This is a genomic window from Nitrospiria bacterium (assembly GCA_036397255.1).
Taxonomy (GTDB): Bacteria; Nitrospirota; Nitrospiria; order DASWJH01; family DASWJH01; genus DASWJH01.
Map to the genome: position 1 here is coordinate 1 of DASWJH010000064.1, position 25,949 is coordinate 25,949.

A 25,949-nucleotide genomic window follows, 5' to 3' on the forward strand; every position below is an offset into this window, starting at 1 on the left:
ATTGCCATAAGCACAGGGTGGGCTGGAAGTTCAAGGGGCAGGAGCAGGAATAAATATGAATTTGGGTATGACCGAAACGATTCTTCTTAGCATTAAAAGAAATACCCCCTCACCCTAACCCTCTCCCACAAGGGGGAGAGGGTAAAAGGGTCGAGGAAAAGAAATGAAAAAAGGAATTTTAATTGGAGCGGTTTTCTTAATGATCGGTGTAGCGATTGGCGGAAAAATGATATTGGATGAAATAAAAAAACAGAAAGAAGATGATCGGCTTCTGTTTGCAAGCGGGAAGACGGAGGCCTGTTTGAGCTGCCATGAGGGAAGCGAGGAGGCCCACCCCAAGGCCCCGCTTCACTGCACGGCCTGCCATCTGGGAAATAAAGACTCAAGCGAAAAAAGCGCAGCCCACCAGGGGATGATCGAAAATCCTGGAGATTTAACCGTGGCCGATCAGACTTGCGGGACCTGCCATAAAGAGATCGTCGATCGGGTCAAACGCTCATTGATGGCCACCCGGTCCGGAACGATGAGCGGATTTCTTTATTTGAACGGATTTCAGGAGAAAAAAGAGGAAGCCCAATATGCCTTTTCAAAGTATGAGATTTCTGCGCTTCCCGGATATGAACCGGATCGACCGGGGACGACCGACCGGCTCTTGCCCTTTCCGACCTATGCCACGACGAAGAATGTTTTCTTTGATCTCACCCGAAAAGCCTGTATGCAATGCCATCTCTGGACGGAAGGGGTCCAGCGAAAGGCGGACTACCGGGGAACGGGCTGTTCCGCCTGCCACATGACCTATGATACCGAGGGATTGAGCCAAAGCGCCGATCCTACCATTCCCAAAAACAAGCACGGCCATCCCGTCAAACATCAACTGACGACAAAAGTTCCCATCTCCACCTGTGCCACCTGCCATGCGGGGGGAAACCGAATCGCCATGGCCTTTATGGGAAAAATGGAACAGCCGGGGCGCTATGATGTGCTGTTTCAGGACCTGGAGCATGGCCATACCTATTCCGATCAGGTTCCGGACATACATTATGAAAAAGGGATGGTCTGTATCGATTGCCACACGATCAACGAAATCCACGGGGATGGGAATATCTATTTGAAAAAGGTCTATCAGTTGGAGATTCGGTGCGAGACCTGCCACGGAACGGCCCAAAGCTTTGGCACGGGCATCACCGCCATGGGAAACAGACTGCCGAATTTAAAGATTGAGAAGTCCCCCGGTAATGAAAAGGGACTGGCGAAGCTCACGCTGACCTCCAAGCTGGATGGAAAAGAGCACCCGGTTCCTCAGATTAAAGAGGGGTCCGGAGAGGTGTCTGTGAAGGCCCATCAGATTCAAGGCCACATAGAGAAGATGGAATGCTACGCCTGCCATTCGGCATGGGTCCCGAAATGCATGGGATGCCATATCCAGATGGACCTCACACAGCAGGCCAAACCGATTCATGTCTCCTACGATCATCTGGAGAAAAAACAGAGTGAATTCGGTCTATATACCCTCATCGACGGGGTCCGGGAGGCAGAGAAGGACTACCTGTTGGGGATCAACCACCGGGGAAAGGCGGCCCCCTTTGCGCAGAGAAGCTCCGTCGTCTATACCCTCATCGATGAATCGGGGAAAGTGGTCTATAAACGACGTCCCCAAAGGACGGGAGAAGATAAACTCGGCTTCGCCCATAACCCGACGATCCCCCACACCGTCAGGAAAGAGACACGAAGCTGTGCAAGCTGTCATGAAAGCGAAAAGGCGCTGGGTCTTGGGGCCTCTCCCACGAAAAACTATCCTAAATTGACCGGCTTCATGCCGGAGGAATTCCTTTGGGACCGGATTGTGGATGAAAGGGGAAACCCCGCTCAGGAGACCTCGTTGGAGTCGGCAAGGCCGTTCAATCGAGAAGAGATGCAGCTAATTCGCCAAGCGGTGACGAAAAAAGTCTATGTCGAGTCCGTTTCGGCAGGGAATTAAAGGACCAATGAATACGCCCGGAAAAAGTATTTTAAATTATCGTAAATCAGCCATCGGATGGGGAATGGGCCTGATTCTCTTTATTTTATTGTTTCCATCCGTAGTGAAGACCGATGAAGCGCGGTATTTTTACGATGATTTGGGGCGATTGATCGGTGTGGTGGACGGGCAGGGGGATGTTGCGGTTTACAACTACGATGCAGTGGGAAACCTCCTTTCGATCGAGCGTTTTGCCTCAAGCGGGACCGATATCGGGATCCTGGCCCTTTCCCCTTCAAAGGGAGAGGTCGGCATCGATGTGGAGATCCAGGGCTACGGGTTCAGTCCAACCCCCGCCGACAATCAGGTGGCTTTTAACGGAACCGCGGCGACGGTTTCATCATCCACCCCCAATATCATTATTGCCGCCGTTCCGTCCGGTGCGACAACGGGCCCCGTGACGGTCACCAATTCCAACGGCACTGCCACAAGCCCGGAACCTTTTACCGTTGTTGCTGCTCCCACCATTTCCGGAATTGATCCCGATCGGGTGGGACAGGGAACGACCATCACAGCTGTGATATATGGGGATAACCTGTCCGATTCCCAGGCGGTTACTTTTTCCGGGGGAGGGATTTTAGCGGAGATCCTCCCCGGTGCAACATCCGACAGCCTTCCGATCCAACTCACGGTGGGCTCCAACGCTCCGGTGGGAGACTATACGTTTACGATCACCACTTCGGGAGGCGAGGCCCAGAGCGATCCAATCACGGTTACCGTTGCCCCTGCCATGGGCTCTTTTTATAACGCAAGGCTGAGTGTCTTTATGCCGCTGATCACCGATGTCCCCGGAACCGTTTCACCTTCCGGGCCCACACAATCGGCCGCACCTCCGGTCAGCGTTCGATTACCGGTGATCTCAGAGGTCCCGGCGGCTGTTGCGCCCTCAGGGCAGGGTTATGTTTCCCACGGTCCCACGAGTGTGGAGATGCCGATCACTGGTACGGTTCCAGCCACCAGCGCGCCATCGGGGAGCACCATGAGCGTTGCACCGCCTGAAAGTGTCTTTATGCCTGAATAATTATTTTCGAAAGGAGTGAAAGATGAAATCAAAGAAAATCATTCAAGGGATCAGCGAAGTAGGCGTCCTACTGCTTCTGCTTTGGGCAAGCCAGGTCTCCGCTCAAACCTTCAGCAGCGGGAGCACCGGGGCGGATGGGGCTTTCAACCCGTCCTCCAACGTAACGGTCACGCTTCCCCCCGATGGAATCCTCAATTACACGACCGTCAACATTGCATCGGGAAGAACCGTGACCTTTCAACCAAATGCCGCCAATACCCCGGTGACGATATTAGCCACGGGGGATGTGACGATCGCGGGGACCACCAGTGTCAACGGATCCAAAGGGTCCAACTTTTCCACTGTAAACCTGATTAATCCAGGCGGGGCTCCCGGTCCCGGCGGATTTGTTGGAGGGCAGGGAGGCTCTCGCGGATTGGCCAATAATTCCGGATCCGCGGGCCAGGGGCCGGGGGGAGGAAATCCTGCGTTGAGGACCTCCGGGGGAGGAAATTACGGCGCGCCCTCCTCTTTTGAATCCCTTATTCCTCTGTTTGGAGGCTCCGGGGGTGGGGGAACGAGCGGAGATTCCAATAATGCAGGTGCCTCCGGGGGAGGCGGTGGCGGTGCCATTGTCATTGCCTCCACCACCAAGATAACCGTAACGGGCACGATCACCGCCAATGGGGGTGCGGAATCCCTACAATTTCAGCAAAGCGGCTGCGACGGTGTAGCAGGAGGAGGAAGTGGTGGGGCCATCCGTTTGGTGGCTCCGGAAATCACGAATACCGGAAACATTCGAGCGCTTAAGTCAGGCGGATCGGCTTTGTGTAGCGGTGGCGGGACCGATGGCCGAATACGCATTGAAGCGTTTGTGACAGGGAGCATCCTGGCAACCAACCCGCCGGCATCCCTTGTGGATACCCCCGGACCGATAACCGCCAACAGCACCCCGTCGTTGATTGACTTGCCGATCCTCACGATCAGTTCGGTGGGCGGGGAGACTTCACCTCCGAACCCAGGCGGCTCTTTTACATCAGCCGATGTCTCTTTGCCGAACGGAACGACAAACCCCGTGCCGGTAACATTAACGGCCAACAATATTCCGGTCGGCACCGTGTTCACGGTCAAACTGATTCCGCCCTTTGCCAATCCAACGTCCGTAAACAGCTCGGCATCCACGGGGACTTTTTCAAGCGCCACAGCCACGGCCAACATCAATTTTCCTCAAGGGCAGATCAGTGTGCTCAATGCGTTTGGCAGCTTCACGCTTCCCCAAATGGCCTCCAATCCTTTCCCTGTCTTTGTGGAAGGGGAGAAGGTGGAGAAAATCAAAGTGGCGGCGGTGTACGGAGGGGATTCTTCGATTTATCTCGTCACCGAATCGGGCCGGGAAGTGCCGTATCGATTGCTAATGCAGTAGAGTATAGATTCCTCGCTTCGCTCGGAATGACAACTTAATCTGTTAAAGACTCGAGGTTGAGAGGTTGAAGATATTGAAAATCTCCATGGCTGTCATTCCCAAATATTATTATCGGGCACCCTGCCGGACAGTCAGGGGCAGGCAGGCGGGAATGACAATCCATTGTGAACTTTGGTGTAACCCTGAAGGTTGAAGCAAGACGAGGTTTAATCTTTTTTATTGTTTTCGCTTTTCCCGCCCCGCTTTTAAAGCATTTCTTCGTTCTCTTCGCCGTTCCGCCTCTTGGTACCGCTCCTTTTCATCATCGGTATTTAGAACGAGCGGGGGAATCTGGATGGGGGTTCCCGAAGCGTCCACGGCCACATAGGTGAGGTGGGCGCTGCTGGTATGGCGCCGGGAGCCCGTCAATGGCTCTTCGGAAAATACCTCCACCTGAACCTCCATGGAAGTTCTTCCCACATACGTTAAGCAGGCTTTTAAGATCACCAGGTCCCCCAATCGAATGGGGGAATGAAAATCCAACCGCTCCATGGAAGCGGTAACCACGGGTTTACGGCTGTGCCGAAGAGCCACCATGGCCCCAACCAAGTCAATCCAATGCATGACGCGTCCTCCTAAGATATTTCCAAATATATTGGTATCATTCGGGAGGACCACTTGGACCATTTCGGTTGCAGAATCACGAATGGGTTTTCCTGGGGTTTTTGGCATAGGATTCCTTTGTTTATGAAATGACCTTTAAAATTTCCTTTTCAAAGGCTTTTCTCCCCGTCAGTCTATCCAACTGAGCCTGGACCGTTCCCCCCCGTTCAATTGGGGAGAAGAGATCCGTTTCCTTTTGTCCTTTTTTTAGTATCTTATTATGACTCAATATGGTCTTTTGGCCCTTTTTGGGAATTGCGGGTTTTGAGGACATTTTGAAGGGACGTATGATGAGTTAGATAATCAGGGTCAATCTGAATGGAAGCTTTCTCTTTTAACCCGTTAATCCAGCTTTCCCGTTGAGCATACCATTTTTGCTGACGGATGATTTGGGAAATTTTCTCCCGAACATCCTTTAAGGAAATTTCTTGGGCTGATTTTTTGCCTAAAACTTGGACAATGTGATACCCATACCTTCCCTTGACCGGAGGGCTGATGGATTGCGGTTCCAGGGAAAAAACAACTTTTTCAAAATCTTCAAAAGAACTTCCCCGAAGTATCCACCCCAGATCCCCTCCAATATTCCGACTCATGGGATCCACAGAGAATTGTTTGACTGTTGATTCAAAAGGTGTTCCCCTCTTCAGGGAGGCCAAAACCTGTTTTGCCTCAGCTTCCGTTCGGGTGAGAATATGCCGGGCGTGTACCTGGTCTTTTCTAAAAGAAACCTGATAGGACTCCCAATAGTTCTGAATTTCATTTTCCGGGACTTCAATATCCTTTGAAATGGATTCTTCCAATTTCTGAATGATAAAGGTTTCCCGTGCCCCTTTTTTCCATAAGAGTGGGTTTGTTTTTCCTTTTTTAAGAACTTCCAGAAAAGCCTCCTCGGATGGAAATGAAGATTGTAATGCAAGATACTCATGATCGACCAATTCGTCTGGGATTTCAATTCCTGCCTCCTGAGCTTTTTGGAGAAGAAGTTTTTTGGTTACCAAGTCGTTGAGTATTTTTGAGAAAAACTCCTTTTTTTCAATTTCTGACATTTTCCCAAAGCCCTCAGGATTCATGGATTCGTATTGACTGGCAAGAAGATCAAATTCTTTACTGCTGATTTTTGCAGTGTTTACAATCGCAACGGTTTCTGGGGAAAGAGGGCTTTGGGAGTCTAAGGATAAAGAAGGGGGGGGTGTTTTTTCCTGGTTTCCGTTTTGTGTAGAGGAAGAACCCTCACATCCCTGGCCCTGAAAGGATAAAAGCAGGAGGGTTCCTAACATAAGATAAAAAGTGAGTTTTTTGAGGCGTTTCATTAAGGGGGGGATCAGCAAGGGCATTTTTAAAAGAAAATTCCTCATTTGCCAAAATTTTTTTTACTATAGGCATTCTAACATTCCATCGAATAGGGGTGCAAGTCTTGAAAAATTAGGATGAATTGGACCTGAAAATCTAAGAAAAGGAAAACCTGGGGAGACTTGACAAAATGAATTTGGCTGCTAATCTTACCTCTAGTAATTGTGAAACAAGCAGTCATTCAGGAATTAAAAGGAAAAAAGTATATAGCATCACCACCGATAAGGGCACACCCTGGCGAAAGCGGGGGTCGCAAAGTCCTTGACCTACGTTCCAAGCCCGTTGGTTTGGAATAGGGTTTGAAGGTCCGCCGAAGTGGTAGGTTTTTTATCCTATCCAATTAGGCCTGCATCTCTTAAACGGGGTGTAGGCTTTTTTTTTCAGGTGGTGGAGCTGTTGATGACAAAGGGACCGCAAAATAAAGGAGGATTTGTACAATGCATAGCCCATGGCAATTAAAAAGAATCGCCACCGGAAGTTGCATGGTGGCAACCATTGTCTTCTCCATCTCCTGTTCAGGGGGGGGAGGATCCAACTCTCTTACCAATTCAGATGGGGAGGTCCTTTCCAGTAAAACCACAGGTTATGATGTTCCAACCGAAATCTCTGCTGTTTCGACAAATAACAGCTCGAGCAACAAACCTACGAATGATGCATCGAACTCAGGAAGCGGATTCGGAGCGAAATTCAAAGCGCTTCGAATGGCAGCGACCGATGCCGGGACCGATTATTCCAATGCGAAAACCAAACGGTTTGTGGAAGATCGGACGTTGGAGCAGTTCGAAATCATCGAAGAAGTGCTCAATGCCTTGAACCAGACCCATTATTCGGATCCGGCGAATATTAATCTGGGGCCGTATAAGGCGATGGTGGCCTGGGAAGAGGAGTCCAACGGGATCGATGTCAAGCAGCTCCAGCCTTGGGTGGTTGATTCCAGGATGATCGTAGAGAATGGGCAGGATGTGAACCGGGTCCTGGTGTGGATTGAGGAGGCAGGCCCTGATGGGGTAGAGCTCATTAAGGCCCAATTTAAAGCCTATCAATCTGCCACACAAAATAGCGATGGCTCCTTTGCGGATTACGGCGTTTGGAACATGGATGTAAAATTTGGAGATTCTTTAACCGATTTCTTTGTGGCCTCCGCGACTATAGAAAATGGGGTTTCCGTCATTAAACTTCAGGATGTATTTCCGGAAAATGGAACCACTTTCTCTCACAAAGGAATCATTTACCGAACGGATACCACCGGTTACGGGAAGGTTGAATTTCCGGATTGGGAAGCTGTGGATTGGGGAAACTGCGGTAACAATTGTATTCCCATTACCACGGATGCCATTTATGCCTACAATGCTGATTTTTTAGCGGTACAGAAGGGCAGCGATTCGGTCCTGTCTTTTGATCGAAACAGTTCCACTGAAATGACCCATCGCTATGGATTATTTGATGGTGCCACCGGTCAAAATGTCAATAAAAGCAAAACGTTTGGTTTTCCCATTACGTATTCCCTCAACAACATCAACCAGTTTGGTTACTATGGCGCTTGGCAGGGGAGACATGAGATCTGGGGTCCCGAGGGAACGATCCCAGAAGGTACCGTGGTGACGCGTCAAGACCGTGGACCGGATCAAACCGCCGAGACCTACACGGTATCGGCACCTTTTACCGGAACCTTGGTGAAGCGTTCCACCGTTACCGGCTCATTGGCAGACATTCAGGGAATTCCGGTGGAGACCTGGATCGGGAAATTTTACAATTTAATGTATGACGGTAACGTTTCCAAGTGGTTTAACTGTGTGAATCCCACCTGGGATCAGAACGGAATGACCTGCGGAAGTCTCGACGATTTTCCTTCCATCATGCTGGCCACCCTTGAAGTGGGTGCAAACGATAACCGGAAATTTGTGAATATCAACCGATGGGATAACAATTCCCAAACCAATGTGGAATATGTCTACCTTTCATCCGGACCGTCAGGGGCAGGTTTCTATGTGGCCACTTTCGATCAACAAACCGGAAAATACACATCTACGGGAACCCTTTATTCCCCCAATCACCAAGAGCAAATTTGGGCAAACGTCGGCGGATCGATCTACATCGAATACAATGGTCCCGCCTGGGTTGAAAAGGAGCTGGTCTCTTTCGATAACCGGACCTGGACACCGGAATTTGGGACCAACGATAAAACGTATACCTTGCCGTTGAATGAGGAGCTTTATATCAACAGCAAGGGGACCAATTACATCGTTAAGAGGACCGGAAGCAGTACCTATGACGTGAAGCTTGAAATCCAGACGGTTGCCAATCCGGTGAATGCTTCAACATTTGTTTCATCGGGGACGGTTTTTAAATCCCCCTGGAATCCGGACAACGATTCGACGTTTACGTTCGATACGGATTCGAACAGCTCAACCTTCATGAAGCTGAAATATCTGACCGTTGGAGAGAATGATAAAGATAACCAGGGAAATCCCAACCAAGGGGTTGCGGTCGGGGCGGTTGTAACCAGAGGGTTATGGGGAATTGAGGCCTATGTGAATAATACCGCCACCGGGACCCAATTTAACTGGGATTACCCGAGGGAGGGGGAGACCTGGGGAACGTTGAAATACCTGATTGATTCCAATGGGGACTATGTGTTGGTTTCGGATCCGATCCGTTTTTCGACCATTACCCTGACCAACGGAGGAGGTCAACAAAAGAACTTGGCTCTACAGTATGATGGGTGGATGCACGGAATGCCCAACTTGTACGAGGAACTCCGTAAAAATGATTTTGTCATGAGCTCAACCATCTCTGACAAAATCATTAACATTCCCGCGGGGACTCAAGTTGACGATGCTGATGTCTCCGGTCAGAGTTATTTGATCAAACCTCTTGAAACCAGCCTTTTCTTGGCAGCGGTGTCGAATCCCTCCGATCCACCGGATCTGACCTTGGCCAATGCGTTGGACCTTTCGGCGATTCCTTCCTTTGTGGATCACGGAATGGGAGCGATGCCTTCTACAACAGGAGTCAGATACTCTGAAGGAAAGTTGATCGAATAGGGAGGCATAAGAGGGTTTTAACCCCTTGATGTCTTCGGGGGCGCGTATAGTATGACGCGCCCCTTTTTTTGTGCGCCCGGCAGGGCACATTCACTTGGGAGTTTTGTTCACCGTATTTCGACCGGGCTGTTTTTAAGGATATAAATGGGATTGGAATAAATCCATGTGTACCGATGGGGAATAAAGAAAGGGGATATCCATTCAACCTCCACTTCTACACGGTAGATCCCCGGCTCGGTTGTTTCGAAATCAAGGGGGCCATTCTCCTTTTCCTTGATGACCATTCCATTATGAATGAGCTTGATTCGGTAGGTTTGAAAGGGGGAATCAGGTCCGGTGGAGGCCTCCAATCTCACAGGGTTATGGGAAACAATTTGATCACCCATAATCACCTGTTTCCCGGTTTGGGTCAACCCCCGAAACATGAATCCCCTGGGGTCCCCCAATAAATCCAACGCCAGATAAAGGTGACCTTTTTTAAGCGCCCCGTAGAGGTTTTTTTTATCCTGTGACAAATCTCCGGTGAAAGGTTGGGAGAGCAGGAGGTGATTGCTGACGAGGGGCATTGTTTTTTCCCGGGGAGGGAATTTGAGGTAATAACCCTTTGTTATACGAACCTGATCGTGGAGGTCCGGGGAATAAATGCCTACCACTGGTTTTTTTGAAGTCAACCCATCCCATAGGCTCATCACATCATGGGGCTTGCTTAGAATTTGGAGTAAGGCATAGGAGGGATTCAATGGAAAAGTCATCATGCCCCAAAAAAGATATAAGGGATTTGTTTTTCTCCATTGATCATCAAGGTCAATAATTTCCATTCCAATGGTTCCGTCTACATCCCAATTTTTCCATTTGAATCGATCGTTCAATGGATGGGAGATGAACGCCATCCCCCCCTGGTCTATGACCTCATTTACCACTGCCTGGGGTTCCTTTTTCCTTCCCTCCTCCACGGCTTGGGTAATATTAATCGCTAAAATATAGCCCCCCTCCATGCTGACCTCTTCTCCCACTAAAAATAGAAGGCGGTTATACCACCCCTCTTTTTGGGCCAAAAGAGGTTTTAGTGTGTTATGGTCGGTTGAAATTAGAAAATCCATTCCTACGGCGTTACCTGCTTTTGCCACTTCTTCTACGGTACCTTCACCATCGGAATAAGTGGTGTGCAGGTGAATCAAACCCCGGTAATCAAAAAAACCATGAGGGAGTCTTTTGTGTTTTGGATGGTATTCAGGAAAGGACACCGAATCTATTCGAAATCCAATGCCTGCCAAAAGAAGAACCAATAGGATTAGCGTTCTTTTGAATTTCATTTGCTTATCTTTTTGTTGAAATACATTAAATTGGAATGAGATAATCTATCATAAGTGGAGAGTTATGAAAATATGTTTCCCCGGGTGGTAGGTGACCCTTAAAGAAATTTCTGAAACCTTTTGGCAAAGAAGGTAAGGGGTTACCCCGTCTTGAATTTTGAAAATGGGTTTCCCTTAGGTTAATTTTCCTGTTTGCTTAGGGGTTTTACAAAAAACGGTTTGTGAATTGAGTTGACGTCTGCCAATTTTTTGGTACCCTTAAAATATGCCGGGACAAAAATCACTTCCCCGTGAACCGTTGATAAAAAACGATCTCTGGAAAAATTACAAAGGGCCTCTTCCTCCTGGAGATTTTAAAGAACTGCTTCTTCAGGTCATGGACCAAAAAGACCACTGGGCATGGAATCACTTCTCTGGAAATCACATTTCCAAAAAACAGTTAAAAATTCATTTTCAGCAGGAATATGAGGTTTATGTAAGAGATTTTCCAATTTTTTTAAGCCGAATTCACTGTAAAAATCCCCCCATGGAAGTCCGTCAAGACCTGGTTTCCAACCTTTACGAAGAGGAAACAGGGGGGTTAAGCCTGGGTCGACCCCATCCTGAGCTTTTTTTGGTCATGATGGAAGGACTGGGGTATCCTCTTTCGGAATTTTCCAATATTCGGATGCTTCCCAGTAGCCGACGTTACCGAAAATGGTTAGATCAAGTTACGACCGGCCCTTCCTGGTTACTGGCTGCCAGTGTAGTGACCATTTTTGTTGAAGGAAGTATTAAAGATCGCAAAGAGTGCGAACCTTCCTGGCGTGCTGACCCTATGGACATAGAAGAGAAAATCAAAAAACATCCCCTAGTCGCATTTCATGGGTTAAACCCCTCCCGTATGGATTTGGTGAGAGCTCACCACCATATAGAAGGGAGTCATCGCTTAGCGGCTTGGCGAATGGTTTTGGACCACGCAAAAGATGCCCGCATTCAAAAAGAAATCTATCAAGTACTGTCAAAATCTCTTCGGCTTTGGTTGTCCTACCGAGATGAAGTTGCCCTAGCTTGCCAATTGGCCCTCTGAGAGGCTTCCTTTTCTCTTGAAACAAAAAAACATTTTGTGATAAACTTTTGTTTTTAAGGGAGAATTCTGTCTTTTAAACTCTTTTTTAACCCATAAAAGGGTTTTGTGTTTTTACCATGAGAACCGTTGGAGGGGATCTTTTTACCCTTGCATTTTTTTCGCTGGGTTATGGATGCTCAGGTAAAACCATGCAGAAGAGGGAGTCCGAAAAGGTGACAAACATTTTCATGAAAGGAACAGGTGAATATGTCGGATGAGGAAAAAAGTTTTACGGTTCGAGACCGGCGTTTTAAGGATGAAGGAAAGGATCATGAAAAAGTGGAACCCCCCCGTTCAAAAGAGGAGCCCAACCGTTCCCCAACCGAAAAGTCTTCTGAACAGTATGGGCCGGTCGAAATTAATTTTTCGACATTTCTTTTTTCTTTAGCCAGCTCTGTTTTTATTGCCCTTGGCGAGGAGCCCAATCCGATTACACGAGAAAAATCCATCAACCTTTCTCAAGCCCAAGAAACCATTGACCTCTTGAGCATCCTACAAGAAAAGACCCGTGGAAATCTTACCCAAGAGGAGGAGGGTCTTTTGAGTAACCTTCTTTATAGTGTCCGGATAAAATATGTGGAAATGGCTCGCAAAAAAGACCAATCTAAAGGGTGAAAGGAGTCCCTTTGGTTAAACGGTGGGTCCTTGGAGGAGGCTTGTTTCTGGTCATTCTCCTTGTCGTCATTTGGTTTTTATCAAAAGGTTTCCTGTCATCTGCCATAGAAAAACGGCTTCTTGGTGAGCTTGAAAAAGCAACAGGTCAAGAGGCCGTGATTCAGAAAATCGATTTTTCGCTTTTCCCTCCGTCATTAACCCTGGGTGAATTAGACATTTCTGGAAGCGGGTCAATAAATAGAAGGGATCTGTTTACCGTGAAAAAGGCCCACCTTCGCTTTAGCCCGTGGTCTTACTTTACAAAGCTATTGGTCATTGACCGACTGGAATTAAGCGAACCCCATCTTTATTGTTCCAAAGAGGAGGGGGGGCGTTCCCAAATTGAAGATATCCTTGAAAATCTTTTTTCAACAGAATCTTCTTCCCCGGAAGTTAAGATCCCGAAATTTAACATTAAAAAATTACTCATTCACCGAGGGAGAATAAATTGCCAGATCGAAAAATTTTCCATCAACCTTTCTGGGATCGATGTTAGTTTACAGTCCGGTTTTTTAATGAGAAGGTTCAATGGTCGGATTCAGACCACCAATGGCTCTTTCCTATGGAAGGAAAAAACAGTCCCTTTTGACCGCATGGAGGGGAGGTTTCTGGTTACGTCAAGTCATCTCACCATTTCCCATTTTAAAATTGAACAGGAAAAAACCCAAATTACCCTCCAAGGGACCGTGAATAATTTCCAAGATCCTCAAATGGAGATTCAAATTGAAAGTCAGGTTGACCTTGAAAAGGTGTCGCCTTTCCTTCCTTTGGCTTTACCGGTCTCAGGGGTGCTTGAATTCAACACCGGTTTTAAAGGTTATCTTAAGGACGCAAAGGGGAAGGGTCATTTTACATTGGATCCATTATTTCTGGATGAGCATCCAGTCGACCCCTTATCCATTCAATTCGCCTATCAGGTTAGCGAGCGTACCCTTTCCATAACCGGGATTGAAGGACAAGGAATGGGGGGAAACCTTACGGGCCATTGGGTTTTTCCCTGGGATCAGGGTCTATCTGGTATGGAATTGGATTTTAATCTGACCCAAATAGATCCTTTGCCCATCTTAGCCTATTTTTATCCTGAAATTCGTTCCTTCGGAAAGGCGGTTGGGGTTAATCTTTCCATACAGGGAAAAGGCCTTGATCTTTTTTCATATCAAGGTGAGGGAACCCTAACGGCCAGGTCCCCTTCCACGGTTCCTTTCCCTATCCCTTCCCCTACCCAAAAAAAGTCGGAATGGGTTAAAGATCTTATTTTGCTCTCAGGCCAAGTCGAAATCGCCTTTCAATTTTCTAACCAAACCCTTTGGATCTCTTCTGGCCGTTTTTCTAGTCCCCATTCTCAACTGGTGTTTTCGGGAACCATTGATCGCAAATTGGAGATGGCTTTGGCTTATCAGACCCAACCGGCAGACTTGGGAGAGCTTCTTCCCCTTTTTGGGGTACATGGTCTAGATGGGAAGGGTAAACTATCGGGCCTTTTGGTTGGGAATCCGAGCAACCCCCGCTCCCACGCCCATCTTGAACTCCAGGACATAACCTATCGCGGAAATCCCGTTGGATTTTTAACCTCCCGCCTTTTATTCAAGGAGGGAGTTCTTGAAATTTATCCTACCGTCCTCAGGGCCGGGAATTCAAGGTATGAAGTGGGTGGAATCATGAGGATTTCCCCTGACGACGACTTTTCCTTTTCGGGCTTATCCAACCCTTTTTTTGATTTATCTTTAAAAATCGACCAAGGGGTTCCCCGGGATGTGGTTTCCCTTTTTTATAAGGAATTACCGGTGATGGGTGTTGCCGATGGGGATTTGAAGTTTCTCGGCACCCCTCGGGATTTTGAACTGAGAGGTTCTTTTGATGTTGGGGCGGGGTCTGCCTACGGCCAGGCTTTTGATAGCGGTTTGGTTTCTCTTATCGTAAAAAGGGATGGGATTACCTTTGAGCAGGTTGAAGTGTGGAGAAATGAAAGTTTGTTGACGGGCAAGGGAACCCTTTCTTTTGATAAATCTTTTTCGGTTGAGATATCTACAGAAAGTTTGGAATTAGAAGAAATTGATTTTATTTATGATCGTCTCCCCTATTTTGAGGGGAAAATTGCCGGGGTCATTCAGGGACATGGACCCTTTAATGATCCGCGGTTTTCACTGGCTGCGGGGGTGACCCGAATCGCCTACCAGGAAAAAGATCTGGGTCAAGGCCGGATTCAGGGGGTGATTGAAGGCAAAGAATTTAAAATTGATTCCGAGTTTTTTGATCATACATTGCATCTTAATGCCCAGTTAGGATTGGAGTCCCTTTTTCCCTTTCAGATAGACCTGTCGCTTATTCAGGCGAGAATTGATCCCGTTTTAGGTTTATTTATGCCAAAACTGTTTAGTTCCCTTCCCATTCGCTCATCGGGAAGAATTTCCGGGGGTGGAAATTTAAAAGCCCTCGATGGAGCCTCTTTTCAAATTGCGTTATCGGATCTCAGCCTTCAATTAGGAGACCACCTTGTTAAAAATGATGGAGATATTCATTTTAAATTTCAAACTGGTGTTTTTGAAATTGGGGAATTAAAGCTTAAAAGTGAAGAAACGATTCTATCTATTGACGGAAGTTTAAAACCTTTCTATTTCTATAACCTTTTTGTTCGGGGGGAAACCGATCTCAGTGTTTTGTCACTCTTTACCCGTGAAATTAAGCAGGCCAAAGGAAAGGCCTATCTGGCGATCCGGATTTTTAATGAATGGAATGATCCAAAAATCCGTGGAGGATTATCCTCTTCAGGGGGTACTATCCGAAGCGAAACCCTTTCCCAAACGGTTAACCTGAAATCCCTTGGTCTTCTTTTTAATGAAAGGCAGGTTTTACTGGAATCTTTTGAAGGGGAGGTCGGGGGAGGAACCTTAAGTGGGTCCGGAAAATTAAAACTACACAATTTCTCCTTTGTGGATTTTGGGCTTTTATTGGAGTTAAATGACGTTCGTTTTAAAGTGCCCGATGGGTTATCGAGTATCGTAAATGGGACTCTTTTTTTTCAGGGAAATCCGGAGACTCGAGATTTAAAAGGTGAGATTTTAATTCAGCGTGCTACGTATTCCAAAAAAGTGGAATGGAAAACCTGGGTAACCGAAGTGGTGACCGGAAAAATCCAAAAGGAACAATCCACCATTCCCTTAATCGGAAATACCCGCCTAAACCTTCATGTCCTTGGGAAGAACAATATCCGAGTGGATAATAACCTTTCTAAATTTCCCCTGACCGTGGACCTTTTTATTCGTGGAACCTTGAATCAACCCCTGGTGCTGGGCAGAATGGAAACCGGAGGGGGCACCTTTTTTTTCAGAAGAAATACATTTGATATCAAAAGCGGGGCCATCGATTTTATCAATCCAGAAAAAACTAACCCGATATTTGATGTTCAGGCCGAAACAAAGATTCGGGACTATAAAATTGATTTAAATTTAACAGGGAGTTTGGATTCTTTTAATATAGTGTTCACCTCCAATCCATCCCTGAGTGATACGGATATTCTCTCCCTGCTATTGACTGGAAAAACAGCGGAAGAAGTTGCCGAAGCCCAGGGGGGCATCGGGACCACCGAGTTGGTCTCCATTGCGACAGGAGGAGTTCAGGAGGAGGTTGAACACCAATTTGAGGAGATTACTGGTTTTGACCGAATTCAAGTGGATCCGTATTATTCAGGTTCAAAAGCGGCCGGAGGTGTGCTCATCACTGTATCGGAGAAACTTTTAGATGATGATTTAACAGTGACCTATTCGGTTACCCCAATGGACGTCTCTGAACAGCAAACCGTTCTCATTGAGTACCTACTCCACCGAAACATTTATTTGGTTGGGCGACGTGATGAATTGGGGAATGTCAGTGGGAACATTAGATTTCGCTTTGAATATCGGTGATGTCCCGGAACTTTACAACTCTGTGGGTGAATCTCTTCAACCTTAAAAAAATTTTTTATTGGGTTTTGGTTCCTCTACTCGCCGGAATTCTTCCTTTTCCGCAAAAAGATAGTTTCGCTCAGGATTATTCCCAATGGGAAGGAAAGATAATAGACCAAATTTCATTACAATTTCCTTTGCCCATTCCTATACAAGAATTTAATCAAGCACTTCTCATTCAACCAGGGGAACCTCTCAATTTTAATCGGATTCGGGAAAGCGTGGCCAACCTATACCGTCTCCAGAAATTCCAGAATGTTCGTGTGGAAGTTCAGAAGGGCGAAGAGGGCCTAACGGTTATATTTTTCCTGTATCCTAAAATTTTTTTGGAGGGGATATTTTTTGAGGGAAACCAAACCCTTGCCACTTCCTTTTTAAGAACCCATGTTACGTTTAAGGTCGGTGAAGAATGGTTTTCAGAAGATCTTTCAAAATTAATTGAAGCAGTGAGTGTCCTTTATCAAAAGGAAGGTTTTTTTCAAGCGTCCATTGAAGTTATGGAGAAAGTAGATGTTCAGGCTCAAAAAGCGGTTTTGTTTGTTTCCCTTCATGAAGGAACTCCTGCAAGGGTTTCCGAATTGCAATTCAGGGGGGAGTTGTCTTTTTCTGAAGAAAAAATAAGAAAGCGTTTTAAAACGAAAAAAGGAAAAATTTATCGCGCTGTTCAGTTTGAAAAAGATATCCAAAACCTAAAAAGTTGGTATGTTGACCATGGTTATATCGAAGTGGCTATTGAAGATCCCTTTTTGATTTATAATATAAAAAATAATCAGGTTGAATTGTTCCTCTCCATCCGGCCAGGTCCAAAAGTGGAAGTTTTGTTTCAAGGGAACGAGAAAAAATCAAACAAAAAACTTTTGGAGCAAATTTTGGTGTTTGCAGACCGTAGCCAAGATGAGGCTGTCTTGAGGGACAGTGTGGAACGGTTAATCGAATTTTATCGCCAATCAGGGTACCCGTTTTCATCGATTACTTATCAGAAAGAAGAGCCTGAACCGGGGTTGGTTCGGGTCATTTTTCAAGTTTTGGAAGGTCCCCATGCGCTTCTGGAAGAAATCACTTTTGCAGGAAACATATTTTTAAATTCCAAGAATCTCAAAAAACTGATGAAAACCAAAACCGGGGGGATCTTTTCAAGAGGTATTTTTCTTGAAGCAGTTTTAAAAGAAGATATTGTGGCCATCCAAAATTTTTACCGGAAAAGCGGTTTTTTGCAGACACAGGTGAAGTGGGAAATGGTTTACCCCAAAGAGAAAACATCGCTTTCTCTTCAATTTAACATAGAAGAAGGTGTTCGAACCTTTATCCGCGGAATCCATTTTGAAGGAAATTTGAGTTTTTCCCCCGATCTTCTTAGAAAAAACATTCAATTAAAAAAAGGTCTTCCTTTAAATTCTAGCCTTCTCCGGGAAGACCTTAGGTCTGTTCTTTCGTTCTATTCCAAACGAGGTTATATCTATGCTAAGATCGACCAAGAAGTGAATTTTCGAGATGACCGCCAACAAGTGGACATCATTTATCGGATATCTGAGGATCAAATAGCGTATGTGAGTGACATTCAACTCAAGGGGAATGACTATACTCAAGATCATGTTATTTTACGAGAACTATTGGTGAAAAAAGGGGATGTTTATAACTATGAAAAAGTTCTTAAAAGCACACGTCGCCTTTACCGTTTAGGTTATTTTAAAGAGGTCCGATTTGAACCAATACAATCTGAAGGGAAAAATTATTTTCGCGCTATGGATTTGAGGATTAAAGAAAAATTTACGGGTTCCCTGGAGTTTGGGGGGGGGTATGGGGAAGCGGAGGGTGTCGTTGGTTTTGTCCAAATTTCCCAAAATAATCTGTATGGCACGGGACGCAAAGCTGTTCTTCGGGCGCAGGCGAGTTTTGAGAACTCTGAATATACACTTAGTTTTCTAGAACCCTGGCTTTTTAACTATGATCTGGATGCACGGGTTGGTTTGACCTATCAGATACAAGAGCGTACCTCTTATAAATTAAACACGTATGGAACCACCATCGGTCTTGAAAAGGATTTTGGTGATCATATTAAAGGAACACTTTCCTACCAGTTTGAGCGCAATAAGACAGATGTGATTTCACCGACTTTGGTTCCTGATGATGAAGATCGTTTTAATATTGCAACCATCAATCCGGGGCTGGTTAGGAGTACACGTAACGATTTGTTTAATCCCACATCGGGGTCCCTTAATGGAATACAGTTTCGGCAGGCCGCTCGGATTTTGGGTTCAGAGGAACAGTTTAGCAAGATTACCCTGCGGAGCTTGTGGTATTTTCCCTTGGTTTCCTGGACCGTTTTTGCAGTGTCTGGATCCGGTGGGATGGCGAATGAGTTTGGGAATTCTAAACAGGTCCCGATTACAGAGCGGTTTTTTCTAGGAGGTCGAGAAACCGTTCGAGGCTACAAACAAGACTCTCTTGGACCCAGGGCTCAGGATGGAACCTTAACGGGCGGGGATGTGATGGTCAACCTCAATTATGAGGTGCGTTTTTTCCTTCCCTTTAAATTCGGGCTTGTAGGCTTTGTGGACAGTGGAATGGTTTGGAACGAACCCAGGGAAATTAACTTTTTGGAACTCAATTATTCAGCCGGGTGGGGAGTCCGGTACTTTACCCCCATTGGTCCTCTTCGGTTGGATATCGGTTATAAACTGGATCCAGAGGGCGGGGAAGATCCCTACGAAATCCATTTCACCCTGGGTCAAATTTTTTAAGGGTCCCAAGGAACCGGGTATTTAAGAATTAAAACAGGGCGAAATGAAGAATTTTTTCTTCAAGGCTGGGTTTAGTTTTTTATTTCTGGTTTTGTTCCTTCCTTTAAAAGTTTTTGGGGAGGATGGCCGGATTGCGGAACTTTCGGTCGTTGATAGCCAGGAAGATATTTTGGTTTCTGCTCGATTGGAACGAGGATTTCATCAAAACTTCGAAAGGGATATTCATAATGGAATTCAAAAAGATCTGTTCTATTATGTTTTACTAAAACGGCGCCAGACCTTTTGGATGGATGAAGAAGTTCTTTCAAGGACGATTAAACATACCATTAAATATGATATTCTTAAAAAACAGTATCTGCTGATTACGCGTACTGAACAAACCCCTCAAGAGCAAAAAATTGAGAATTACGAGGAGTTACTTCGTTTGATCTCCGAAATTAATAATGTTAAAATAACTCCCATTTCATTTTTGGATCCTCGTGAGACCTATTACATCAGTGTCAAAGCGGAAATGCGTGCAACCAAACTTCCGTTTTACTTAGAATATCTGCTTTTCTTTATCCCATTTTTAGAGCTGGATACTCCGTGGGCCGATTCCTCTCCCTTCTATGGCCATTGAATATCTTTTTCATCTCGTTTTTCCAAAACTTTTTATCGTGTAAGGATGACTGATAGGATTTCTTAAAGGGATGTTTTGGGTAATACCCGATGGGTTATTGGGGCCAATGAGGTGAAAATGAAAGGCAACCAAAGGTTCAGATATGGATTTTAAGGAAAAAAAACCAAGGCGCTTTTTACCTATTTTACTCACTTTAGCTGCTCTGATTCTCACCATTGGTTTAACCACTGTCTATTTTGAAGGAATTCAGGACCCTTCTCTTTTTCCAAGCAATATTCTTGTCCTAACATTGGTCAATGTCAATCTGATCCTTGTTGTTCTTCTCCTTCTTCTTTTGTCTAGAAATTTAATTAAACTTTACTTTGAGCGCCGCCATAAATTATTGGGGGCTACATTCCGGATTAAGCTCATTTCCGCTTTTGTAGGTCTTTCCCTGATCCCATCAGTTTTATTGTTTATTGTCGCCAGTAAGTTAATCAATGATTCTATCGAAAACTGGTTTAGTGGGCAGATCGAAAAATCCCTGGGCACTTCTTTAGAGGTTGCCCAGACCTACTACCAGGAAACCCAACAGTCCACTTTGGAACTGGCAAGAAATATTCAAAAAGGTTTAGTCCAAAATAAAAGCCTTTCGGTAAAGAGCGGAAAGGGTGTGAACCGGTTTCTTGAGGAAAAGCGCCTGGAATATAAGGTTGATGCCATCGGATATTATTCGACCGATTTTAGTTTGAAAAACTTTTCCGACAACCCCAATGGGGAAGGGTCAGCTCTGGTCCCCCCACCCGAGCATCTGTTAACGGGGGCACTCAAGGGGGAGCAAGGGACCCATATCCTTTCAAAAGGGAGAGGGGATTTGGTTCAAGTCGCGGTTCCCATTTTGTCACTTGATGATCAGAAGCCCCTAGGGGTTTTAGTCGTTAATCGGTTAATTCCACGGCTTTTGGTAGATAAAATGGGCAATGTAACCAAGGCGTTTGAAGATTATAAGCTCCTCCAAACCTTTAAAAATCCAATCCGATGGAGTTATCTTTTGTCTTTTTTGATCATGACCCTTCTTATCATTTTTTCTGCCACCTGGTTTGGCTTCTATTTGGCAAAAGGAATTACCGTACCCATACAAAAACTGGTGGAAGGAACCCAAGCGGTGGCCCAAGGGGATCTGGATTTTCGAATCGATGCCAAAACCAGCGATGAGATTGGACACTTGGTTAATTCATTTAACCAAATGACAGAGGATTTAAGGGTCAGTAAAACGGGTTTAGAAAGCGCGAATCAATCATTAAAAAACTCAAATTTGGAGCTTGACCAAAGACGCGCCTATACCGAGACCATCCTGGAAAATGTTGCCACGGGGGTTATTTCAATAAATAATGAGGGACGGATTACTACATTCAATCGATCAGCTGAAAAAATTCTAGAGATCAAAGCAGATGATTTGAAGAACCAACCCTATGAGGAAACATTACGCTCTCTGCAATTATCCCTCATCAATGATTTGATTCATCAGGCTAAATCTCAGAAAGGCAAACTGATTCAACAAGAAGTTCAGATTGATTACCTTCAAAAGGCCCTCACACTCCGGGTAAAGATTTCAAATTTGGTAGATGATTTGGGTCAACCCCAAGGAATTGTCGTAACCTTTGATGATCTCACGGAACTGATTAAAGCCCAAAAAGTGGCTACTTGGCAGGAAGTGGCTCGCCGAATGGCCCATGAAATTAAAAATCCATTAACCCCGATACAGCTTTCCGCTCAGCGCTTAAGGAAAAAATTTTTGGAGGGAGCACCTGATTTTCCAGCAGTTATGGATGAATCCACTCAAATCATTATTAAAGAAGTCAGCGGTTTAAAAACCCTGCTAGACGAGTTTTCCAATTTTGCCCGGATGCCTGCCCCCACCCTTCTCCCATGCAATCTGTTTGAGATTATTCAAGAGGTTATAAATTTGTACCAAGGGATTCATCGAAACGTGAAGGTCATTTATCATGGCCCAAACCAATTTCCATTGATTCATCTGGACCGAGAGCAGATTAAAAGGGTATTTATTAATTTATTTGAAAACGCCATTCACGCTATGAGGAATCAGGGGAGACTGTGGATTACCGCTTCATTGGAAGAAAAAGAGCAAAAGGTAAGGGTAGAAGTGGCGGATGAAGGAGGTGGTATCCATCAAGAGGATTTTGATAAACTTTTTATTCCTTATTTTTCAAAGAAAAAAGCAGGAACCGGTTTAGGCCTGGCAATTGTTCACCGGATTGTTTCTGACCATAACGGTCATATTCATGCCACACGAAATATTCCCAAGGGGACCAACTTTGTTATAGATCTTCCTGTTATGTCCTAGGGAATTCTATTAGATTATGCGGATGTTGTTATGGCAGAAAATATATTAATTGTTGATGACGAACGGAATATTTTAACAACCCTTTCAGCAGTTTTGAAAGATGAAGGATACGATATTACGGTATGTGAAAATGGCATGGAAGCTCTAAAAATTGCAAAACAAGATCCCCCTGCCCTGGTCCTTCTGGATATTTGGATGGAGGAGTGGGATGGGTTGGAGACCCTCAAACGACTTAAAGAAGTTGTTCCGAAATTAATAGTGATCATGATGTCAGGACACGGATCCATTGAAACGGCCGTCCGGGCCATCAAACTAGGGGCCTATGATTATATCGAAAAACCGCTTTCTTTAGAAAAAGTTACCCTTATGATCAGGAATGCTCTGCATCAACAGCGGTTGGAAGAAGAAAATTTTAGACTACGAGAACGGATGCACCAACGGTTTGAAATGATAGGGAAAAGTCCGGTGATGGAAGAATTAAAAGAACAAATTCGAATTTCCGGACCCACCAATAGTCGAGTTCTGATTTCAGGGGAAAACGGAACGGGAAAAGAACTGGTAGCCCGCAACCTCCATGACTGTGGTCTTAGAAGAGATCAACCGTTCGTAGAGGTCAATTGTGCAGCCATCCCCGAAACCCTCATTGAAAGTGAATTATTTGGGTATGAAAAAGGAGCGTTTACCGGAGCCCAAGGGACTCGGAAAGGGCGCTTCGAGCTGGCACATCAAGGAACCCTGTTTTTGGATGAAATTGCGGATATGAGCTTACCTACCCAAGCTAAGGTTTTACGGGTTTTGCAAGAACAGCAATTTAACCGGGTGGGTGGCGGTCGCCTAATCCAAGCAGATGTCAGGGTGATTGCGGCTTCTAACAAGGATCTTATGGAAGAAATTGAGAAAGGGAATTTCCGAGAAGATCTTTTTTACCGATTAAATGTCATTCCCCTTTCCGTTCCTCCGTTGAGAGAGCGGGGAGCGGATATTCCCCTCCTGACTGACTACTTTTTAAAACAGTTGTCAGGAGAACAAGGGATAAAGGTCAAAACCATTTCCCCTGACGGGATGAAATTACTCCAGGAATATTCCTGGCCTGGAAATGTAAGGGAATTGCGGAATGTAGTGGAAAGGCTTCTGATCATGGTCCCCAGTTCCGTCATTTCAGGTGAGGCGGTTTCCAATGTTTTCAAAGGGGCCTCACTATCCAAACCCGGTCCAGAGACGAGCTCCCCGGAGCATGTTTCATCCCTTCGAGAGGCCCGGGCAGAATTTGAACGGCGTTTTATTCATAAAAAGCTTTGCGCCAATAATTGGAATATTTCAAAAACGGCGGAAGAACTCCAAATAGAGCGGAGCAATCTTCACCGGAAGATAAAGAGTTTGAATATTGAACAAGAACACAAATAGGTTCTTTTTTGTGGAATTTTACCGCACCCTTGAGAAATCGTTTTGATGACCATAGGTTATTTTGACTGCTCTTCCGGTGTTAGCGGAGATATGGTGTTGGGGGCACTGGTGGATGCAGGCCTGCCTTTTCCCCTCCTCAAAAAACAGGTGGCCCAATTAAATCCCAGAGGGTTTCGACTTCGTTGTCAAACGGTGAAACGGGGGGATTTTCGAGGGGTTAAAGTTCATGTGATCCCTTTAAAAACTCCCCAACGGTATCGGGGTTTAAAAGAAATCCAAGCCCTGATCCAGTCCAGCCGTCTTTCTCATTCGGTCATTGAAAAAAGCCTAAAGGTTTTTAAAAGACTGGCTGAGGCTGAAGCCAGGGTCCATGGGAAAACCGTTTCCCGTGTGCATTTTCACGAGGTCGGAGCGGTGGATACCCTGGTAGATGTGGTTGGAACTGTTGTTGGGTTAGAGCAGTTGGAAATTGAGAAAGTTTTTTTTTCACCCATTAATACCGGGCTTGGATTTCAAAAAAAGACCCCGTCCAAGGCCGAAGGGTCAACAGAAGGATTTTCTTCCAGCCCCGCCCCCGCTACCGCGGAACTATTAAAGGGTGTTCCCTGTTTTTCAACCCATGTTAACTTTGAATTAGCCACCCCAACCGGAGTGGCTCTACTGACTACCCTAGGGGCACCCGCTTCTTCCCTTCCGGTATTTTCCATTTCCTCAATTGGTTATGGAGCGGGAGATTGGAACCCGCCCTCCCATCCGAATCTCCTCCGGTTTTTCATAGGGCAAAGACAGAGAAAAAATGAATCTCAGGAAGAAAAATTGTCTCTTCTTCACACCAATATTGATGATCTGAATCCTCAAATTTATGAATATTTAATGGAACGCCTATTTCATCAAGGGGCTTTGGATGTTTATTTAACGCCTATCATTATGAAAAAAGGGAGGCCCGCAACCCTCTTGAGTGTTCTCTCCGATGCAAAAAAAATATCTTCTCTTTTAAAAATAATTTTTCATGAGACCACAACACTTGGCGTACGGGTCCAAGAAATCTCTCGCGTTAAATTAAAACGCCGCAAAAGTTCTCTTCAAACCCCATTTGGTAAAATGAAGGGGAAAAAAATTTTTCAGGATGGAACAACAGATCGAATAACACCGGAATATGAAGCGTGCAAGCGTATGGCTAAGGAAACCGGTTTTCCTTTAAGGGATATCCTGGCAATCTCCCAGTCTCTTCCCTACCGGAAAAAAGGAAAATAAAGCATGATTCTGATGGGGATTATCTTAATCTCTTCCATCGCCGTCATGCTGCTTGGGGCAACTCTTTTTACCAATGGAATAGAATGGTTTGGAAAAAGAGTTAATGCTTCCGAGGGTGCGGTTGGATCTATTTTTGCAGGAGTGGGAACCGCCCTACCGGAGACGGTGATTCCAATTGTTGCCATACTGTTTGGGACCACCCAAGAGGAGTTGGATGTGGGGGTGGGGGCGATTATCGGCGCCCCTTTTATGTTGACAACGCTTACCCTTCCTTTATTGGGTGCGGGTTTGTTAATCTTCGCATCTCTTCAAAAGCGGTCCCCCTCATTTTCTTTGGATTATGATCATGTAAAACGAGATCTTCGATATTTTTTGGTTCCCTTTGGTTTGGCCATTCTTGTAACTCTTTCCCCCCATCCCATCTTACGAATAGGTTTGGCGGTTTTTTTGATTTTGATTTATGTCCAGTATCTCAAAGGAATTTTGGGAAAAGGAGAACACAGCGGTGGGGAAATCGGGGCTCTGTATTTTTACAGTGGACACAATCCTCCTCCCTACTGGGCCATTTCCCTTCAAATCTTATTGAGTCTAGGGGTAATTATCGGAGCGGCCCATTTTTTTGTCCATGGGGTTACCGATATCTCGAAGATTTTGGGGGTTTCTCCTCTCATTTTGTCTCTGCTCATAACACCGGTGGCAACGGAACTGCCTGAAAAGCTCAATAGCCTCATATGGATTTATCAAAAAAAAGATACACTGGCTGTAGGGAATATCACCGGGGCAATGGTTTTTCAGGGAACCTTTCCTGTTTCCATCGGCCTAATTGGTACTTCCTGGCAGCTCAATCATTTTGCCATTACCAGTGCCAGTTTGGCTCTCCTTTCCGCCCTTATCTTTTATTTGTTTTTAAAATTTCGTGGCCATTGGAAACCTGTTTTTCTAATAGCAGGGGCCCTTTTTTATCTTGTTTTTGGACTTTATCTTCAGTTCCATTAAAGAATTTGAGGTTGAACATTAGGGTTAAGGCCCTTTCATGGATAAAAGAAGGCTCAGTTTTTTCTATTTCTCAAAACGACCAATTGTTTTTTATTTTTT

16 protein-coding genes and 1 riboswitch are annotated in these 25,949 nt (G+C 45.5%); of the genes, 13 read left to right on the plus strand and 3 right to left on the minus strand.

From position 1 onward, the window contains the following. Nucleotides 1–163: 163 nt before the first annotated feature. Genes VGB26_08555 through VGB26_08565 form a run of 3 tightly spaced genes read left to right on the plus strand, consistent with a single transcriptional unit; the run spans nt 164 to nt 4,440 of the window. Complete coding sequence (locus VGB26_08555; GenBank protein HEX9757836.1) at nt 164–1,978, plus strand: hypothetical protein; 1,815 nt, start codon at nt 164–166, stop codon at nt 1,976–1,978. A 7-nt stretch (nt 1,979–1,985) separates the two neighbouring features. Beyond that, the gene (locus VGB26_08560; GenBank protein ID HEX9757837.1) at nt 1,986–3,038 is read left to right on the plus strand and encodes an IPT/TIG domain-containing protein; all 1,053 of its coding nucleotides are present in this window, start codon (nt 1,986–1,988) and stop codon (nt 3,036–3,038) included. 22 nt (nt 3,039–3,060) lie between these two features. Next, on the plus strand, nt 3,061–4,440 hold the full coding sequence (locus VGB26_08565; protein ID HEX9757838.1) for a hypothetical protein: 1,380 nt from the start codon (nt 3,061–3,063) through the stop codon (nt 4,438–4,440). Between the two features lie 216 nt (nt 4,441–4,656). Here VGB26_08565 and VGB26_08570 read toward each other — a convergent pair whose 3' ends face one another. Together VGB26_08570 and VGB26_08575 are read right to left on the minus strand one after the other, a co-directional pair. Continuing rightward, nucleotides 4,657–5,151, minus strand: coding sequence for an acyl-CoA thioesterase (locus tag VGB26_08570; GenBank protein HEX9757839.1), 495 nt, complete (start codon nt 5,149–5,151; stop codon nt 4,657–4,659). A gap of 149 nt (nt 5,152–5,300) precedes the next feature. Beyond that, entirely contained in the window at nt 5,301–6,416 is a 1,116-nt protein-coding gene (locus VGB26_08575) for a peptidylprolyl isomerase (GenBank protein ID HEX9757840.1), read from the minus strand. 232 nt (nt 6,417–6,648) lie between these two features. After that, nucleotides 6,649–6,747, plus strand: a riboswitch (cyclic di-GMP riboswitch). Between the two features lie 122 nt (nt 6,748–6,869). Between VGB26_08575 and VGB26_08580 the strand changes: the two genes are divergently transcribed. Continuing rightward, nucleotides 6,870–9,476, plus strand: coding sequence for a hypothetical protein (locus VGB26_08580; protein ID HEX9757841.1), 2,607 nt, complete (start codon nt 6,870–6,872; stop codon nt 9,474–9,476). Between the two features lie 107 nt (nt 9,477–9,583). On the opposite strand, the gene VGB26_08585 is transcribed toward VGB26_08580, so the two are convergent. Beyond that, the gene (locus VGB26_08585) at nt 9,584–10,789 is read right to left on the minus strand and encodes a hypothetical protein (protein ID HEX9757842.1); all 1,206 of its coding nucleotides are present in this window, start codon (nt 10,787–10,789) and stop codon (nt 9,584–9,586) included. Nucleotides 10,790–11,054: 265 nt separating this feature from the next. Here VGB26_08585 and VGB26_08590 point away from each other — a divergent pair, with 265 nt between their 5' ends. From VGB26_08590 to VGB26_08630, 9 genes are all read left to right on the plus strand, one after another. After that, a complete protein-coding gene (locus VGB26_08590; protein HEX9757843.1) occupies nt 11,055–11,858 on the plus strand; it encodes an iron-containing redox enzyme family protein in 804 nt (267 codons plus the stop codon). A gap of 246 nt (nt 11,859–12,104) precedes the next feature. Beyond that, nucleotides 12,105–12,512, plus strand: a complete 408-nt coding sequence (locus VGB26_08595) for a DUF1844 domain-containing protein (GenBank protein HEX9757844.1) — start codon at nt 12,105–12,107, stop codon at nt 12,510–12,512. An 11-nt stretch (nt 12,513–12,523) separates the two neighbouring features. Beyond that, a complete protein-coding gene (locus tag VGB26_08600; GenBank protein HEX9757845.1) occupies nt 12,524–16,453 on the plus strand; it encodes a translocation/assembly module TamB domain-containing protein in 3,930 nt (1,309 codons plus the stop codon). Beyond that, nucleotides 16,453–19,233: an outer membrane protein assembly factor BamA gene (bamA, locus tag VGB26_08605; protein ID HEX9757846.1), complete on the plus strand. Its 2,781-nt coding sequence runs from the start codon at nt 16,453–16,455 to the stop codon at nt 19,231–19,233. The genes VGB26_08600 and bamA overlap by 1 nt, the downstream gene beginning before the upstream one ends. Before the next feature lie 43 nt (nt 19,234–19,276). After that, nucleotides 19,277–19,852, plus strand: coding sequence for a DUF4390 domain-containing protein (locus VGB26_08610; protein HEX9757847.1), 576 nt, complete (start codon nt 19,277–19,279; stop codon nt 19,850–19,852). A gap of 142 nt (nt 19,853–19,994) precedes the next feature. Beyond that, on the plus strand, nt 19,995–22,196 hold the full coding sequence (locus VGB26_08615) for an ATP-binding protein (GenBank protein HEX9757848.1): 2,202 nt from the start codon (nt 19,995–19,997) through the stop codon (nt 22,194–22,196). Nucleotides 22,197–22,226: 30 nt separating this feature from the next. Further along, the gene (locus VGB26_08620) at nt 22,227–23,600 is read left to right on the plus strand and encodes a sigma-54 dependent transcriptional regulator (protein ID HEX9757849.1); all 1,374 of its coding nucleotides are present in this window, start codon (nt 22,227–22,229) and stop codon (nt 23,598–23,600) included. A gap of 45 nt (nt 23,601–23,645) precedes the next feature. Then, nucleotides 23,646–24,854, plus strand: a complete 1,209-nt coding sequence (larC, locus tag VGB26_08625) for a nickel pincer cofactor biosynthesis protein LarC (GenBank protein HEX9757850.1) — start codon at nt 23,646–23,648, stop codon at nt 24,852–24,854. A gap of 3 nt (nt 24,855–24,857) precedes the next feature. Further along, complete coding sequence (locus tag VGB26_08630) at nt 24,858–25,850, plus strand: sodium:calcium antiporter (protein HEX9757851.1); 993 nt, start codon at nt 24,858–24,860, stop codon at nt 25,848–25,850. Nucleotides 25,851–25,949: the final 99 nt, after the last annotated feature.